The 16,479-nt window shown below is 61.7% G+C and carries 18 protein-coding genes; 7 read left to right on the top strand and 11 right to left on the bottom strand.

From position 1 onward, the window contains the following. Window positions 1–15: 15 nt before the first annotated feature. Together FKL89_RS10935 and FKL89_RS10930 are read right to left on the bottom strand one after the other, a co-directional pair. Complete coding sequence (locus FKL89_RS10935) at window positions 16–483, bottom strand: response regulator transcription factor (protein WP_156862784.1); 468 nt, start codon at window positions 481–483, stop codon at window positions 16–18. 48 nt (window positions 484–531) lie between these two features. Next, window positions 532–1,095, bottom strand: coding sequence for a DUF1579 domain-containing protein (locus FKL89_RS10930; protein ID WP_156862783.1), 564 nt, complete (start codon window positions 1,093–1,095; stop codon window positions 532–534). A 30-nt stretch (window positions 1,096–1,125) separates the two neighbouring features. Here FKL89_RS10930 and FKL89_RS10925 point away from each other — a divergent pair, with 30 nt between their 5' ends. After that, complete coding sequence (locus FKL89_RS10925; protein WP_156862782.1) at window positions 1,126–1,677, top strand: YciI family protein; 552 nt, start codon at window positions 1,126–1,128, stop codon at window positions 1,675–1,677. A gap of 142 nt (window positions 1,678–1,819) precedes the next feature. Continuing rightward, window positions 1,820–2,536, top strand: a complete 717-nt coding sequence (locus FKL89_RS10920) for a dienelactone hydrolase family protein (RefSeq protein WP_156862781.1) — start codon at window positions 1,820–1,822, stop codon at window positions 2,534–2,536. Window positions 2,537–2,575: 39 nt separating this feature from the next. On the opposite strand, the gene FKL89_RS10915 is transcribed toward FKL89_RS10920, so the two are convergent. The 3 genes from FKL89_RS10915 to FKL89_RS10905 all read right to left on the bottom strand — a co-directional run bounded on the left by FKL89_RS10915 (window position 2,576) and on the right by FKL89_RS10905 (window position 4,984). Continuing rightward, window positions 2,576–2,749, bottom strand: coding sequence for a hypothetical protein (locus FKL89_RS10915; protein ID WP_156862780.1), 174 nt, complete (start codon window positions 2,747–2,749; stop codon window positions 2,576–2,578). Between the two features lie 56 nt (window positions 2,750–2,805). After that, window positions 2,806–3,729 carry a cyclase family protein gene (locus tag FKL89_RS10910; RefSeq protein WP_156862779.1) on the bottom strand — a complete coding sequence of 308 codons (924 nt, stop codon included), beginning with the start codon at window positions 3,727–3,729 and terminating at the stop codon, window positions 2,806–2,808. Window positions 3,730–3,823: 94 nt separating this feature from the next. After that, window positions 3,824–4,984 carry a methyltransferase domain-containing protein gene (locus FKL89_RS10905; RefSeq protein WP_156862778.1) on the bottom strand — a complete coding sequence of 387 codons (1,161 nt, stop codon included), beginning with the start codon at window positions 4,982–4,984 and terminating at the stop codon, window positions 3,824–3,826. 83 nt (window positions 4,985–5,067) lie between these two features. Between FKL89_RS10905 and FKL89_RS10900 the strand changes: the two genes are divergently transcribed. Continuing rightward, on the top strand, window positions 5,068–5,622 hold the full coding sequence (locus FKL89_RS10900; protein ID WP_156862777.1) for an ORF6N domain-containing protein: 555 nt from the start codon (window positions 5,068–5,070) through the stop codon (window positions 5,620–5,622). 134 nt (window positions 5,623–5,756) lie between these two features. Here the strand turns inward: FKL89_RS10900 and FKL89_RS10895 are convergent, their stop codons facing one another. After that, window positions 5,757–7,043, bottom strand: a complete 1,287-nt coding sequence (locus FKL89_RS10895; protein ID WP_156862776.1) for a serine/threonine protein kinase — start codon at window positions 7,041–7,043, stop codon at window positions 5,757–5,759. Window positions 7,044–7,138: 95 nt separating this feature from the next. After that, a complete protein-coding gene (locus FKL89_RS10890) occupies window positions 7,139–8,182 on the bottom strand; it encodes an NADP-dependent oxidoreductase (protein WP_156862775.1) in 1,044 nt (347 codons plus the stop codon). A 295-nt stretch (window positions 8,183–8,477) separates the two neighbouring features. Between FKL89_RS10890 and FKL89_RS10885 the strand changes: the two genes are divergently transcribed. Next, complete coding sequence (locus tag FKL89_RS10885) at window positions 8,478–8,768, top strand: hypothetical protein (protein ID WP_156862774.1); 291 nt, start codon at window positions 8,478–8,480, stop codon at window positions 8,766–8,768. Window positions 8,769–8,936: 168 nt separating this feature from the next. Here the strand turns inward: FKL89_RS10885 and FKL89_RS10880 are convergent, their stop codons facing one another. Together FKL89_RS10880 and FKL89_RS10875 are read right to left on the bottom strand one after the other, a co-directional pair. Next, a complete protein-coding gene (locus FKL89_RS10880; protein ID WP_238363323.1) occupies window positions 8,937–9,521 on the bottom strand; it encodes a GFA family protein in 585 nt (194 codons plus the stop codon). Then, a complete protein-coding gene (locus tag FKL89_RS10875) occupies window positions 9,494–10,111 on the bottom strand; it encodes a hypothetical protein (RefSeq protein WP_156862773.1) in 618 nt (205 codons plus the stop codon). Before FKL89_RS10875 ends, FKL89_RS10880 begins: the two co-directional genes overlap by 28 nt. A gap of 90 nt (window positions 10,112–10,201) precedes the next feature. Here FKL89_RS10875 and FKL89_RS10870 point away from each other — a divergent pair, with 90 nt between their 5' ends. Continuing rightward, the gene (locus FKL89_RS10870) at window positions 10,202–11,248 is read left to right on the top strand and encodes a helix-turn-helix transcriptional regulator (protein WP_156862772.1); all 1,047 of its coding nucleotides are present in this window, start codon (window positions 10,202–10,204) and stop codon (window positions 11,246–11,248) included. On the opposite strand, the gene FKL89_RS10865 is transcribed toward FKL89_RS10870, so the two are convergent. Both FKL89_RS10865 and FKL89_RS10860 read right to left on the bottom strand, forming a co-directional pair. Further along, window positions 11,226–12,038, bottom strand: coding sequence for an inositol monophosphatase family protein (locus tag FKL89_RS10865; protein WP_156862771.1), 813 nt, complete (start codon window positions 12,036–12,038; stop codon window positions 11,226–11,228). The two genes, FKL89_RS10870 and FKL89_RS10865, sit on opposite strands and share 23 nt — an antisense overlap. A gap of 170 nt (window positions 12,039–12,208) precedes the next feature. Next, window positions 12,209–13,240, bottom strand: a complete 1,032-nt coding sequence (locus FKL89_RS10860) for an ABC transporter substrate-binding protein (protein WP_156864662.1) — start codon at window positions 13,238–13,240, stop codon at window positions 12,209–12,211. A 217-nt stretch (window positions 13,241–13,457) separates the two neighbouring features. Between FKL89_RS10860 and FKL89_RS10855 the strand changes: the two genes are divergently transcribed. Beyond that, a complete protein-coding gene (locus tag FKL89_RS10855; protein ID WP_156864661.1) occupies window positions 13,458–14,117 on the top strand; it encodes an ABC transporter ATP-binding protein in 660 nt (219 codons plus the stop codon). Further along, complete coding sequence (locus tag FKL89_RS10850) at window positions 14,114–16,477, top strand: ABC transporter permease (protein WP_156862770.1); 2,364 nt, start codon at window positions 14,114–14,116, stop codon at window positions 16,475–16,477. Before FKL89_RS10855 ends, FKL89_RS10850 begins: the two co-directional genes overlap by 4 nt. Window positions 16,478–16,479 lie beyond the last annotated feature (2 nt).

Below are 16,479 nucleotides of genomic sequence, written 5' to 3'. Positions count from 1 at the left end.
ACGTCAGCGCAACGGTCACGCAATCAACCGCATTTGTTTGGCCAACTGCACTGCCTGTGTTCTGCGTTTCGCGCCGAGTTTGTCGAACACGCGGCTGAGGTGTGTCTTAACGGTGTTTTCGCTGACGAACTCGCGCGCGGCAATCTCCTTGTTGCTGAGACCGGTGGCGACCAGCTCCAGCATTTCAAGCTCGCGCGGCGTGATGCCCAACGCGGCAACGCGCACCTGGTCGCGCGTAAAAGACGCTCCGCTCGCTGTTGTTGCGGCGCTCGTGGTCGATGCGGGTTCTGGCACAGTCGCGACATCAGTCCGTCGGGTCAGACGTAGCCCGAGCCAGATGCCCAGCGCGGCAAAGAGTGCTGCGACGATCCCGCCGTAAAGCTCCAGTGAGTGCTCGACGACCAGCCAGCGGTACTCGACAAAGCGAAGCGCAGCGACCATCAGGCCGCCGATCAGACCGTAGAGAAGCACATGCCGGCGCATGGCCGGATTCTATGGGGACGGCGGGGCGCGTGAGAGCTCCCGGTCACGTCAGGGGGTGGTCTTGCGCGTGTACTTGCCGTCAAACGCGGTCGTCCATTTGCCGCCTGCGTCTGTGCTTTCCCAGTGTTGCCGCACGCTGCCGTCGGCGTTTGGTGTCCAGGTGATGCGGTGCTTGATTACGCCGCCGCCGGGCGCGATACCACCGCCTTCGAGCACCATCCTGCCGTCCTGCAGCCCGCCTTCAAGAGTAAGCAGCAAGCCGGATGAATCCGCCCAGGTCTGGTGCCACACTTTGCGACTGGCGTCGTAGATGTTGATGCTTTCACCGCTGTAGTTGCCGGGTGTGCGGTAACTCTCACGCAGCACGCAGCCGCCATGCGCACTGGTGATGGCGTTAGTTCCAGCCTGTTTGCCGTTGGCGCCATGCACTTGCCACTCGCCGAGCCAGAAGTCGAAGGCGCGGTGCGCAGCGCTGGTACACGGGGAAGGCTGCTGGGCGTAAACGGTCGACGTGCTACTGAACGCGGCAAACAGCGCTGCCAGCAAGTGGTTGACACGCCACTTTGATGCAGTGCGACATGCGGACGATGCGCACGGTCTGGTACTTTCCATCACATCCCTCCCTTTTGATCTGGAAAGTTTATGCCGCAAATTGCCACCAATGTTCGTCGTTCGTCGCAATGCAGCGGTAGTTCACCCTATCGTCTGCGCAACGTCACGTGCGGGCTCATGGCCACTGCGTTGCTGGCGCTGCCACTGGCATTGCAGGCGCAAGCCACCGCCGAAAAGGCTGACAGCGCGCCAACGCCGGCTTTCGATGCCGAACTCGCCAAGCGCACCGGGGCCAACGAAAACGGAATGCGCTCCTACGTGTTCGTGCTGCTCAAGACCGGGCCCAACAAGATGCCCGCCGGGCCGGAACGTGACGATATGTTCAAAGGCCATTTCGCCAACATGAAGCGCCTAGCCGCTGAAGGCAAACTGGTGATGGCCGGGCCGTTCGATGGGGTTGATGGCTGGCGCGGCCTGTTCATCTTCGCGACGCCCGATATCGATGAGGCGAAGAAACTGGTCGCAACCGACCCGGTGATCATCAAGGGTGAGATGTTGGCCGAGTATCACAGTCATTTCGGCTCGGCCGCGCTGATGCTGGTGAATGAGATGCACGACAAGCTGGCAAAGAAGAAATTCTGAGTCGGGTCGGTAGCGTGTGTTAGTTGCCATGCCATCAAGTAACGCACACGTAACGTCCCCAGCCTTGCGAACGGGCGTGGTCTGGCCTAGCCTCCAAGTGTCGGCGCTGAGATGGCGGCGGCGGTCATCGGGAGGTTGAATCATGCTCACACGTCGCACGTTGCGTATCGCCGTCGGAGTCTTCGCGTTCGCGATGGCATCGGTCGTCGCGACCAACGCTGCTCTGGGCCAGACCACGTACTTTCGCGAGGAAATCGCGGCGAAGCAGGGCAAGGGTCCGGCCGTTCTGATCATGTCCGGCCAATCCGGGCCGGATTCTCGTCGGTCTTACGCTCGGGACGTGGCAGCGCTGGGCTACAACGTACTTCTGGTTGATGGCAACGACATGCTGTCGCGAACCAAACCGGCCGCGCAAAACTTCAAGGACGCAGTGAGCAGCCTGCTGGCCTCGCCCAACACCACGTCAAAGAAGGTCGCGGTCATCGGCTTCTCGCTAGGTGGCGGTGCTGCACTTGCGCATGCCATTGGCCAGACGGAGATCATTTCTGGCGTGCTTGCCGTCTACCCATTCACCGCGTGGATACAGAACGTTGATGGTCTGGTGGGCCGCATGCAGGTGCCGCTGACGGTGCTGGCCGCCGGTGCCGACACCTACAACAACTGCTGCATGATCGACAAGGCCCGCGAGATCGAGAAAGCGGCCAAAGCAAAAGGCGCAGCATTCGAGATGACCGTGTACGACAACGCGGAACACGGCTTCGACCTCACTGGTCGCAACTACCGCCACGATTACACGCGGGACACCTGGAAGCGCACCGAAGCATGGCTGGCGCGAGCACACGCGGATACCGGCAAATAGGGCTTGCCGTGCGCCAGCGGTCAATCCAGTTGCGCTGCGCTACAGCCTGAACGGTTTCTTTGCTGCTCCCGGCGCAGATTGCGCTTGCCCGGCTTTGGTTTCGGGGGGAGGTGGCACCGGCATCGGGAAACCGAGGAACACCATGATGATGAAGATGGGCAGGATCAGCCAGAACAGCGGCCGCTTCCACGTGAGTTTTCTCTTCATCATCATCGGCATTTCGTGCTGATGATGATGGTTTCAAGGCGCCGTAAGCGCCAGCGACCGGGCTACGGTGTCGGCCGCATGACGCCATTGGCGTCTCGCTTGAGGGGATGCGCTTGCTGCGGCAACGGGGCGCCTGGGGCTTCCTTGATGGTGACGCCGTGTTTCCAGGTCTTCGGCGCGATGGCAATGTAGCGCGCGAATCCGCCAGTTCCACCGAGCGGTTTGGCGAAGCCGATGGCGATCAGCGCGCCTTTCTCTGGTACCTTGTCGAGATTGGCCACACCCTCGGCCTGCGTGTAGTCATTCTTCAGGATCCACGTCTCGCTGGCGAAATCGGGCGTGGTGTCGGTATCCAGTGGCTCGTGGCCGTGGAAGAGAATCTTACGCTGCAGATGCAGGAACTTGATCGCCTCCAGTTGAACGCCTGGGTGCGGGCGGCTCTGGAAGCGCTGCGGGTCGTCCCACTTCTTGTACCAGTCCGAGCGCACCATCACCACCGAGCCTTCCGGGATGCGCCCGTGGTGCTTCTCCCATTGCGCGATGTCCGCCACCGTCATGTGATAGTTAACATCCTTCGCCACCTTGTCGGCGATGTTGATCACCACCAGCGGCCGCACGGCGTAGGTCGGCGGCAAATCACTGATCGTCGCGCCCAGCGGACTGAAGTGCGCCGGCGGATCAAGCTGGGTACCGTATTGATCGGTGGTCAGCTCATAGGCGGTAGCCACAAACCCGTGTGTACCGTAGCTGAATTCATCGCCTTCTTTCGCGAACCCTTCAAAGGTGCGCCCGGCGATCGACGGCTTGAATTTCGCGTTGCCAAACCCCGGCCACACTGCCTGCGCGGGGTGGAAGGCGTGGGTGAGGTCGACGTACTTCGCGTCTTTCAAAGTGTTGTTGTAAACACTCCACAGATTTTGCGCAGTGGCAGGGGCGAGGGCGCTTAGCGCGAGGGAGAGGGCGAAAGTTGAAGCGGTTGCCTTCATGGACGTGCTCCAGGGGTGATTAGCGCATTATGTAGGCCGCAACGTTCCCAGCACCCCCGGTTGCACCGTTCTTGGGGAGCGTGACCAACAGATGTCATGTGACAGCGCCGCGACGAGCGAGCACGACCAGTCCATGCACTGGCTCGTCGTCGTTGTGGCGAAGAACTGCGGCATCCATCGCTTGAATGATGAAGCCGGTGTTTGCCAGCTGTTGTTCGACATACGCCGTTGTGTGACTGTATCTTGCGTTGGCATTCAGCTGATAGCCGGGCGCGGCAGTGTCTGCCTTCTCGAGCGTGAAAGCGAAGCATCCGGTCGGACGCAGTGCATGCGCTGCGTTGCGGAATACGGTGCTCAACTCGCCAAAGTAGTTGAGCGTGTCCATCGCGACGATCAGATCAAACTGCGCGGTGTGACGGCCCAGATAGTCGGTCAGTTCGGCGACCACCAGCGCGTCATAACCGCCGCGCTGGCGTGCCTTCTCTACCATCGCTGGCGACAGATCGACACCGGTCAAGTGCGCCGCAAAAGGCTGCAGGGCGGATGCGCTGAGTCCTGTGCCGCAGCCTGCGTCGAGAATGTCCAGCTGCTTGTCAGGCGTGAACGCTGCCGCTTGCAGCAACTTTGTGGCCAACGCTGGCCCTTGATAGCCAAGGCCCTGGAGGGATTCATCGAACGTATCTGCATAGCGGTCGAAGAGGTAGGTCACGTAGCCGTCGGCGGCTCGCTCGGGCGGCGCTTCTCCGCGCATGGCGGCCAGTCGATGCGCTGGCACAGGGTCATCCGGCAGCAGACGAGCCCAGTGCTCGAGCAGGTCCGTGGCGGCCGTCGCGGCACCAACACGAAACAACGCGTCACCGAGCAGCGCGCGCGCCTCGTCGCAACGCGCACAACGTTGCAACGCGCTCGCCAGCAGCTTGATCATCGGTACATGCGTGTGGCTTCCTCGCAGTGCAGTCTTGAGCACCGCAATCGCTTCGTCGTCGCGGCCCAACCCGATGAGCGCGCGTGCCAGATACTGATTTGTCTCCGCATCAGTCGCGCCAAGTGAAGCAGCGCGACGCAGCAACAGGACGGCCTCGCCGAAGTGTTCGCTCTGCACCAGCAGTCGGCCCAGCAGGCACAACGCATCGAACTGATCCGGCTGCCGCGCCAGCACCAGGCGACACAGCGCCTGCGCGGACGCCACGTTACCCTCGCGCTGCAGCACGCAGGCGCGTGTCAAATCGTTGGTGGCGGCGGTGGACTTAAGCATTTAGTTTGGCACTTTAACGCTTTCGAGCGCGGACGAGTGAGCTCTGTCAACTACGGCCAACGTTGAGACTGTATAAATAAACAATGTTTCAGATTGAGTCTATAACCAGCAGAATCATCACGTTGCGTGGTCAACGCGTGATGCTGGACTCTGATTTGGCTGCGCTTTACGGCGTTGAAACGCGTCGCCTCAATGAGCAGGTACGACGCAATCCTGATCGCTTCCCCGCTGATTTCATGTTTCAGGTACGTGAGGATGAGTTCAAGGCTTTGATGTCGCAATTTGCGACATCAAACGAAGGGGCAACGACGTTGGGTCATGGCGGTCGTCGCAAATTACCGTTGGTGTTTACCGAGCACGGTGCGCTGCAGGCCGCGTCCGTGCTCAACAGTTCCCGTGCGGTAGAGGTTTCGCTATACGTCGTTCGGGCATTCGTTCAATTGCGCGGCCTGCTTGCGGCGAACGAGCAACTGGCTCAGCAGCTGGCCGAGCTGGATAAGCGCCTATCTCAAAAGCTCTCGACGCACGATCAGGCGATTACCGGAATTCTCAATACGCTTCGTGCATTGATGCAACCACCAGAGAGTACGGCGAAGAAACGACCAATCGGATTTGTTGTGCCGGAGGATGGGGCGTAGGGTGCTTACGCGGAGCGTCATGCACTGGTCGCGAGATTCTGCATAGCAGGAAATTCACGGTTAGCGAGTGGGCCAACGATGGCGAATGTCGTTTCGCGTTTCCGCTCTACCTAGCTGGTCCCCTTCATCTTCTTCTACAGTGTCTTCTTTGTGAGTGTCATTAGACCCTTCAGATAAAGTTCTTCGATTGTCTTCGCGAACTCGGATGAAAACACTGGCGCATCGAGCTCCGTCCGGTAAACGGTAATGTCATTGGCTGCAACTAAGAGTTCTTCGCCGACAATTTTTATGTGCCACGACAGAACGAAACGATGTTCATGGGTAGCAAAGTGCGTGAATCCAAGGTCGTTCCGTAGTCCCTCCGAAAAATTGACGTAGCCAGTTTGATATGTAACGAAGGTTGGACTGACCGCTTTGCCAATTTTTGAATGAGCTATTTGTATCTGATTCATCGCTAGATCGTAGAGCGTCTTGTTACGCTGTAGCTCTCGATTCACCTGCGTGTCCAGCAAAGCTGCAATCTGTTCGATGGTAATTTTTTCCTCAGTTGCATTTGGTTTTGCATGCAGTGCAGCAAGCCGACCTAGCGATAGTTGCATTTGCCCTATATCAGCAAACCGCCCAGTTAACTTCTGCGCGAAGCATTGATCAAAAAATGCGAGTAATGGTTGAGGACTTCCTGCGAAGCAGTCAGAGAGCCGTTCCACCGAGTCCTTTCGCTGATGTGGCATGCGCCCGTTTTCATCGACAAGTACCGACGGGACAATTTCCGTTAGCACGTAGAACAGGATGCCGCCTAGAAACGAAATATCTGTTCGCGGATCTTGTTTCGACGCACTGCCAGCACTCATTTCCGGCAATCGCAAGAAACGGTTGCCGAGCTCCTGAGAATTTTCGGTCTCAAAATTGTTGACTATGCCCTCTTTATAGCCAACTCCGAAATCCAAGAGCATTGGAGCACCAAAGTCTGATGACTTTAGGATTATGTTGTCAGGCTTGATGTCGCGATGAACCCATCCGTTCGCGTGACAACATGAAACAGCGTCACTTAGTCCGCTAAGAAGTGATACAGCGTCAGCAAATCGAATGGCGCCGTTCTCACCTATGTACTTGCTCAGTGTCGGCCCATCGACGAAATCAGTAACTATGTAGAGTTTGAAGTCGCGATCATCATGTCGATGGGCGTTGCTTTGAACCAGATTCGGAATTCGCTTGTGATTAGTTGTCGCGTATGCGGTAGCTTCCCTAAAGAACCGCGCACGCCTTTCGGTGTCGTCTTGACGATTAAGTACCTTTAGAAAAGCCGTCTCTCCCGTTGACTTGCTTTTCACCAGTTTGGTGGACGCTTGCCCACCTCCGTCAAGAGCATGTTGGGCATTCCACGAATCTGACCAAACCTTCGCTTCTGACCAATTGTTCATTTTTCAAATAGAAATGAAGTTCGAAATGTCATGATCAGTCGCAGCAGCGAGAGGCGTTTGTTTTCATGAGCTACGACAAGTGCCAAAGGAGCTCGTTACTCCCCCGCCACCTGCAAAACCAACTTCCCAAAATTCTCCCCATTGAAGAGCTTGAGCAAAGTCTCCGGGAAGGTATCCAGCCCGACGACGACGTCCTCTTTCGATTTCATCTTGCCGTCACGCAGGTAGCCGGCCATTTCTGCGATAGCGAGGTGGTAGCGATCGGCGTAGTCGAAGACGACCATGCCTTCCATGCGGGCGCGGTTGACGAGTAGCGAGAGGTAGTTCTTCGGGCCCTGGATGGGCGTGGTGTTGTTGTATTGGCTGATGGCGCCGCAGATGATGATGCGGGCTTTGCGGTTGATGCGGGCGAGCACCTGGTCGAGGATGTCGCCGCCGACGTTGTCGAAGTAGATGTCGACGCCGTTCGCGCAGTGTGCTTTCAGGCCGTCGCGCACGGCGTTGGGGCCGGCTTTGTAGTCGATGCAGGCGTCGAAGCCCAGCTCGTTCACCACCCAGTCGCATTTGGCGGCGCCACCGGCGATGCCGACGACGCGGCAGCCCTTGATCTTGGCGAGCTGGCCGACGGTCTGGCCCACGGCACCGGCAGCGCCGGAGACGACGACGGTTTCGCCTTCTTTTGGCTGGCCGATGTCCATCAGGCCGAAGTAGCCGGTCATGCCGGGCATGCCGAGCACGTTGAGCCATTGCCCGATGCTGCCGGCGCGCAGGTCGATTTTGGCGACGCCGGCCCGCTTGATCTCCGGCTCGGCAAAGCTTGCGTATTCCTGCACGCCGAGGCCGGCGGTGACCACGTCGCCGACGGCGAATTTGGCGTTGTCGGACGCGATGACTTTGCCGATGCCGCCGGCACGCATCACTTCACCAATGCCCACCGGCGGGATGTAGCTCTTGCCTTCGTTCATCCAGCCGCGCATCGCCGGGTCGAGCGAGAGCGAGAGCGTTTTGACGACGATGCCGCCGGGCGAGGGTGTGGCAACAGCCTCGGTGGTGAACGACCAGTTGTCGCGCGTGGGCAGGCCGACCGGGCGGGCGGCGAGGCGGATCTGGTGGTTGATGAGGGTGGCGAGATCGGTCATTGCTAGGCCTTCCAGACGGTAGAAGCAAAACGGCGATGTTATGCCGGGTGGCGGGGCGACGTGGAGAGTGGGCGCTCCAGAGTTGTCCACTCCGGCGCTGTGCGGTCCTCGATTCCGCTCCGCTGCATCGAGGCTACGGGAGTTCGCAGCCGCCAGGCTACAAAGCGTTACCTGTCTAACTGCCCGGTGTAACGCCTTGTTACTTTGCTGCCGAATCGGCGCTGCACAGAATGCTGCGGCGGTCGTTCGGATCGCAGGCGCCAGAGTGGGGCGCACAACGATGAGGGGAAGCGCAATGGCACATGAGGTGGAACGGCTGTTCAACGAGATCAAGTGGGCGATTCAGGACCGCGTGGCCGGCGTGCGCGGCGCGGTCGGACAGGCTCAGGACATGGCCGGTGAACAGTGGGCCAACCTGATGGTGAAGAGCTACGCGGCGCAGCACCAGATGACGGAGGGGCAGGCACGCACTGCGTTGATCCTGATCGGTGTGGCGGTCACCACCAAGGCGCCGGCCAAGCCGCCGCCCGGCAAGCTGGCCGAGGTGTTCCGCTTTGTCTCGCGGGCGGTGCGGGTGATCATGTAGCGCTACGGGCCGTTGCGGTGTGGACAGAGCTGCCGCCGGAGTCGTTCGACTTTTTCCTGAAACGCTTGAATGTACGGGGCTCAGGCATCAATTTACTCACGAGTCGACTTTCCGCCAAACGCAGCGCGGATCCCTTATTTAATCGTCATTCTGGACAAATTCTGATGCTCATTCGGCCTTCGAAGATTGCCTGGATTTGCGGCTGGCGCGCTGCGTTCGCTCGTTGACGCGTTCCTGTGCGCGGGCGGCCTTTGCAGCTGCGTAGCGCTCCAGGCTCGCCTTTGGCCAGGCCTTGCTGGCGTCGTAGTAGGCCGGGTATTGCTTGCTGCCCTCGGGCAGCGCCAGCCACGGCTGCTTCGACCGGGTGAAGATGTGGGCGAGCGGTGGGCATGCCTCGGGCGCGTCAAGCGTGCCCACGCGCACGTAGCGCGTGATTGCCTTGCGGGTGCCGTGCTCGTTCCACATCGCTGTCTTGCAATCCGGACAGCGCGCGACCCAGTGCTTGTTGCCGCTGTCGGTGGGCACCGGCACGTACTCTGGCTCACCGCACAGCAGCGAAAACGCGGTGAATTCGATCATCGCTTGGTGGGCGAACGGGCTGCCCGTCTCGCGCTGGCAGCGCGTGCAGTGGCAGCAGTGCACGTACATCGGACGCGCGTGCATGCGGTAGCGCACGGCCCCGCAGGCGCAGCCGCCGTCGAAGGGCGGCTCCGGCGCGGCCTTGTTCACACGCGCGTCCACTGCATCAGCCACAAGTCGCTCCAGGTCTTGCCGCCATCGCGCGAGACGGCCTGGCTCCAGCGGCAGGTGGTTTTGCTGATGCCGTCCCACAGGCCACGATATTGCACTGGTTTGCCGTCTTCGCTGTCGTCCGAGATGAAGATGCCGGCGCCGTTCTCAAAGCTGCCGCGCACGCCCTCGCTGCCGAGCTGGCCGACCTTGGCGTTCAGCCAGTAGTCACTCCAGACGCGCTTTTCGAGGTCAAGCACGCGCAGGCCCATGCCGGTGAAGTTGCGCGCCGGGATGCGCAGCTCCTCGATGCTGACAACGCCGCCGAGAATGCTCCAGACCATTGCTTCGCCTGGGAATTCGTCCCATTCTTTCGTCGCGCCCGCCTTCAGCTTGCGGTTCCAGATTTTCCAGTTGCCGGTGAGAAAGTCGAAGTCACCGGGCTTGCCGGGTGTGGTCTTCGGCGGTACCGGTGTGGCAGGCGGCGCTGCTGGCGCCGAAGGGGGCTGCGCGTGGGCACCGGCGCACGTGAGTTGCGCGATGGCGCCAGCAGCTGCGGCCTGCAGCAGGTGGCGACGGGTGGTGTTGCCGGTGTCGGCGGTTGGGTCAGACATGGTGGTTCTTCATCGGTTGCGAATGAATGTTGCCAGTGTCTGCCAATAATCCTGCCAAGGTGTGTCAGGTATTTCCGGTAAAGTGCTGCCATGCGCGCGAGCCGGCTGCTTTCCATCCTGATGCTGTTGCAACTGCGCGGCCGGCAGACGGCCGAGGCGCTGGCGGCCGAGTTCGAGGTGTCAGTGCGCACCATTTACCGCGATGTCGATGAGCTGGCGGCTGCGGGCGTGCCGGTGATCAGCGATCGCGGGCCGGGCGGCGGATTTGCGCTCACCGGTGGCTATCGCACACAACTGACCGGGCTCGCCGCCGACGAAGCCGAGGCGATGCTGATGATGGGCTTGCCGGAAGCGGCGAGGGCGCTGGGCATCGGGCAAGCAGCAGCGCTGGCGCAACGCAAGCTGCTGACGGCGTTACCGGAGGACGGGCGCGCTGGCGCCGTGCGCATTGGCGAGCGCTTTCACCTTGATCCGGTGGACTGGTATCGCGACAACGAGCCATTGCCGCAATTGCCGCCGGTTGCCCGTGCGGTGCTCGACGGCCGGATGCTCACGATGCGCTACGAGAGCTGGTCCGGCGAGCGTGACTGGCGCGTGGGGCCGCTTGGCCTGGTGCTGAAGGCGGGTGTCTGGTATCTCGTTGCCAACAGCACTTCGGATGCGAGTGGCAGCCAGATCCGCTCGTTCAAGGTGGCCAACATACTGGACTTCAAAGTGCTCGACGAGGCAGTGACGCGGCCACCAGCATTTGATCTCGCCACTTACTGGCAGCAATCGGTGATGCGTTTTGAGGCCAGCCTGCGGCCGGAGACCGCGACCTTGCGGGCCAGCAGGGAAGGGCGCCGACGTCTGGCGGAGCTCGGTGCCTTCGCCGCCAAAGCCGTAGCGACAGCAGATGCACCCGACGCGCAGGGCTGGGCGACGTTGACGCTCCCCATTGAGAGTGCGAACCACGCCGCGCGGCTGCTGCTCGGACTCGCGCCCGAGGTGGTGGCGGTGGCGCCGGAGGCGCTGTGTGCGGAGATTCGCGCGCTGGCAGCGCAGATGATTGCGCTGCATCCATCGCCGCCTGCGAACGGCGCGGCGGGCGTCACGCGTGAGGCCGCCCGGCGCGTTACGCGCGGGCGTGCCCGGTGATGGTCAGCAGCTTGGGGTAAAGCGTGGGCCCGGCCGCAAGGATGGCATTGCCTTCGGTCATGCCGTCATTGGCCAGGAAGTCGTTGCAGCGGCCGCCTGCCGCGTTGATGATGGCGACAGCCGCAATGCAGTCCCACGAGTTGATGTGCGGCTCGTAGTAGCCGATCAGACGGCCCGCCGCGACGTAGCAGAGCATCAGCGCGCCAGAGCCATTGCGATAGAACATGCCGCCCTGGCTGAGCAGGCGGTGCAGGAACGGCGTGAACTCGTCGGGCTGTGAGCGGTGCGAGAAGCCTGCGCCCAGCACGCCGCCCTTGAAGTCGGTGACGTCTTTTACTTTGGCCGGTTTGTCGTTGACCCAGGCGCCTGCGGAGACGTTGGCGTGCGCGCCGGCGACGCCGTGGAAAAGCTCTTTCGCGTTCGGGTCGTACACCGCGCCAATGGTGGGCACGCCGTCAACCACGACGGCGATCGATACGCACCACGTGTACATGGCGTTGACAAAGCAGGCGGTGCCGTCAATCGGGTCGATGACCCAGATGACAGACTTGCCCGCGCGGTCGTCACCACCTTCCTCGCCGAGGATGCCGTCGCCGGGGAAGGCCTCGCCGATGCGCTGCCGAATGAAGGCCTCGGTATCGCGGTCGGCGACGCTCACCTCATCCTGCGTGCCCTTGGATTCGACCGTGATTTCGTCCAGGCGGCCGAAATAGGTGTGGGCAAATTCGCCGGCCTCGCGGGCTAGTTGCCGGGCAAACGTGTAGCGGGCAGCGATGTCGGAGGATTGCATTGAAATCTGCTGGTGGCGATTGCCAAGTTGGATGTCTCCCCTGCACCGCAGGGGAGATGTCGCCAAGGGCGACAGAGGGGTTGGCGGCAGGGCGCGGCAGTCGTCGCAACGCACACCCCTCCGCCGCTGCGCGGCACCTCCCCTACTTCGCAGGGGAGGTTTGGCGGGTTTTACTTCGGCGCGCTCGTCACTTCGCTGCCCCAGCGTGCAAGCAGGCGCTTGCGGGTCTCGCTGGAGCCATACTTGGCCTGGTCGTAGTCGATCAGTTTGACATCGCTTGGTTTGATCGCTTCTGCGGGAACCTTGGCTTCGGTGTGCGACGGGATCTGGTAGCTCTTGGCTTGTGGCGCCAGTGACTGGATGTCCGGGCGCAGCGCGAACTCGTAGAACTTCTTCGCCTCAACCATGTTGCGGGCGCCCTTGATGATGCTCATCGAGCCGATTTCATAGCCGGTGCCTTCGCACGGCGTGACCAGCGTGACCGGGAAGCCGCCGACCTTGGCGATCATCAGGTCATGCATGAACGAGATGCCGACGGCGGTCTCGCCACGCCCCACCGCCTGCGACGGCGCGATGCCACTCTTGGTGTACTGGTTCACGTTCTTGTGCAGGTTCTTGAAGTAGGCAAAAGCCTTCTCCTCGCCCATCACCTGCACCAGCGTGGCCAGCATGGTGTAGGCAGTGCCGGACGAATTCGGGTCCGGCATCTGCACTTCGTCCTTGAACTTCGGGTCGGCGAGGTCGGCCCAGCACTTGGGTGCAGCAAGTTTCTTGCTGGCCAGCGTCTGGTTGTTGTAGGCAAAACCCAGCGCACCGAGGTAGATACCGACGGTGCGGAACCCCGAGGCTTCCGCGACCTTGTTGGCCCACGGCTGCAGCTTCGGCAGCGTCGGTGATTTGTAGACCTCGGTCAGCCCTTCGGCTGCCGCCTGCAGATGCGGGTCACCGGTGCCGGCCCACCAGACGTCAATCTTTGGGTTGGCCGATTCGGCGCGGACCTGCGCGTAGGACTCGCCGGAGCTGCGGCGTGTCATGTTGGTCTTGATGCCAGTCTCTGCCTCGAACTTGTTCTTCATCAGCTCGCACCAGTCGATGGCGGCGTTGCAAAGCAGGTTGAGCTGCTGCGCCTGCGCATTCGGCGCGCCGAACATGGCGACGGTGGTGGCGATTGCGGCGGCGACGCGGGAAAGTTTTCTGTACATCATGGTTTTCCTCCTGTTTGTGAAGTATCGCGCATGTATGGGTCGTGTAGGGCCCGGTAGTTCACCCGGCAGCGTGCAGGCCACGGGCGTTGTTGCGGCAGGTCAACGCCGCAAACGCTGCGGCTGGTAGGATGCTTTGGTGATCGCCGACGAAGCCACACCCACCAGCCGCGACGACGTGATTTTTCGCGCCGAGGGACTGACCAAGACCTATCGCATGGGCGACGTCGAAGTGCAGGCATTGCGCGGCGTTGATCTGCAGCTCTACCGCGGCGAATTTGTCGTGCTGCTGGGGCCGTCGGGCAGCGGCAAATCGACTCTGCTCAATATTCTTGGCGGGCTCGACGTGCCGACCAGCGGCAGCGTGTGGTATCACGGTGAAGACATCACCCGCGCCAACGACACGCAGTTGACGCAGTTCCGCCGCGAGCATGTGGGCTTCGTGTTCCAGTTCTACAACCTCATCCCGAGCCTGACTGCCCGCGAGAATGTGGCCATCGTCACCGAAATTGCGGAAAAGCCGCTGGCCCCGGAGGCGGCGCTCACACTGGTGGGGCTGGGCGCGCGCTTCGATCACTTCCCGTCGCAGCTGTCGGGCGGCGAGCAGCAGCGCGTTGCCATCGCGCGCGCCATCGCCAAGCGCCCGGTGGTGATGCTCTGCGACGAGCCTACCGGTGCGCTCGACTCGGCGACCGGCGTGCAGGTGTTGCAGGCGCTGGAGCAAGCCAATCGCGATCTGCAGACGACAACGGTCGTCATCACCCACAACGCCGACATCGCCCGGATGGCGGACCGGGTGCTGACGATGGCCAACGGGCGCATTGTCGAGGAGCGGCGCAACACCGCGCGCATCAGCGCTGCGGAGCTGCGCTGGTGAAAGCGATACACCGCAAGGCATTGCGTGATCTCTGGCACATGCGCGGGCAGGCGCTGGCGATTGCGCTGGTGATTGCCTCGGGCATTGCCATGCTGGTGATGTCGCAGGCAACGCTCGAATCGCTGCGCGAGACCCGCGCCAGGTTGTACAGCGATTACCGTCTGTCGCATGTCTGGGCCAACGTGAAGCGAGCGCCGAACAGCAGTGCTGCCCGTATCGCTGAACTGGGTGGCGTCAACGCGGTCGAGGCCCGATTGCGTACCGCTGGCAAGCTGCGCCTGCCCGATTTCGGCGATTCGATCGAGGCGGCCGTACTGTCGGCGTCGGAAGCCGGAGAGAGCGGGCAGAACCGGCTTTACTTGCGCTCCGGGCGCTTGCTCGACGCCCAGGCTGACGACGAAATACTGGTGAGCGATGCGTTTGCGCAGGCGCATCGGCTGCGCCCCGGCGCGCGCATCACACTGACAGTGGCCGGACACAGCGAAGTGTTCACCGTGGTGGGGGTGGTGGCATCGCCGGAGTTTCTCTACCAGATCAAGCCCGGCGCGATGTTCCCGGACTACGAGCGCTATGCCATTGTTTGGCTTAACCGCCGTGCGCTGGAGGCCGCGCTCGACATGCATGGCGCATTCAACGAGCTGGTGCTCAGGCTGGCGCCCGGTGCCAGCGAGAGTGACGTGATCGCCGCCGTTGACCGGCAACTCGAACGCTTCGGTGGTCGCGGTGCCTATGGTCGTGGCATCCAGTTGTCGGCACGCTTTCTCGATGAGGAGTTCCGGCAACTGGCCACGATGACCAAACTGTTTCCGACCATCTTTCTGGCCGTCGCGGCCTTTCTGCTCAATGTCGTGTTCACTCGCCTGATCGGTATTCAGCGTGATCAGGTTGCCGTCCTGAAAGCCTTCGGCTATCACACGCGCGATGTGGTGTTGCACTACGCGCTGCTTGTGGTGCTGATCTGCCTGCTCGGTGCAGCGATTGGTCTGGCCGGCGGTATCTGGCTCGGCAAGGCGCTGGCGGCGCTGTATCAGCTCAACTTCCGCTTTCCTTTCCTCGACTTTTCATTGAGCCCCGGTGTGGCATTGTTGGGTATTGGGCTGACGATGATCGCCGCGCTGGCCGGCGCCGGGTACGCCGTTTTTCGCGCAGCAGGCGAGCCGGTGGCCGAGGCCATGCGACCGCCGGCCCCGGAGCGCTACGTGAAGACACGGCTGGAACGGTTGTGGTTTGCGCGACATGCGGCGCAGACCACGCGCATGGTGCTGCGGCAACTTGAGCGACGACCTTTCAAGGCGCTGCTGACCATCGTCGGGCTGGCACTTGCAGGCGCGATCATGATGATGGCTCAGCTGCAGTTGAACGCGATCAATTACATGACTGACATGCAGTACCGGCTCGCTCAGCAGCAGGACATGACCGCGACTTTCACCGAACTGGCGTCGCGCGACGCACTCGGTGAACTGCGCGGTTTGCCGGGCGTGCGTCGGGTGGAAGGGTTCCGCGCGGTGCCGGTTCGGCTACGACGCGAAAACCACAGCGTGCAGACGATGATCGAAGGGCTGCCTGGCGATGGTGTGCTGCGACGTCCGGTGGACGTTGACTTGCGGCCGGTCCCGATGCCGGCTTCGGGCCTGCTGATCAATGACTTTCTGGCCCAGCGACTTGGTGTGGTGGTGGGTGACCGGCTGTGGGTCGAAGTACTGGACGGCGAGCTGCAGCGGTTCGAGATTCCGGTCGCACAGTTGACCCGCGAATACATGGGCGTGCAGGCCTACATGGAGCTTGATGCGCTGAATGATCGACTGGGCGACGGCGACGTGCTGAGCGGCGCGTCGTTAACCGTCGACGAGGATTCCCGTGCCGCAGTGGCGCGGGCGCTCGACAAGCGACCGCGCGTTGCCGGGTCGGAGCTGCGGCTGGCAGCCATCGACGCCGTGTACAAGACGATCAGCCAGATGACCGACACTTTCACTTGGGTTGCGGTGATCATGGGCGGCGTCATCAACTTTGGTGTGATCTATAACTCGGCTCGGATCGCGCTGGCTGAGCGCGGACGCGAGCTGGCCAGTCTGCGGGTACTCGGATTCACGCAGGGCGAGGTGAGCTACGTGCTGCTGGGTGAGCAGGCGGTGCTGGTGCTGCTGTCAATCCCGCTCAGCTTTGTCGCCGGTTATGGTTTGTCGTGGTTTCTGGCGACCAACATGCAATCTGATTTGTATCGCGTGCCCGTGCACGTGCCGCCTGGCGCCTATGCGTTCGCCGCGCTGGTCACCATCGTGTCGGCGCTGCTTTCCGCACTCGCTGTGCGGCGTCGCATCGCCGGGCTCGACATGATCGCGGTGCTCAAAACCCGGGAGTAGGC

Origin of the sequence: Casimicrobium huifangae (assembly GCF_009746125.1) — a bacterium.
Classification (GTDB): domain Bacteria; phylum Pseudomonadota; class Gammaproteobacteria; order Burkholderiales; family Casimicrobiaceae; genus Casimicrobium; species Casimicrobium huifangae.
The sequence above is the reverse complement of the archived record's forward strand: the minus strand, read 5'-3'. Positions and strand labels throughout refer to the sequence as shown.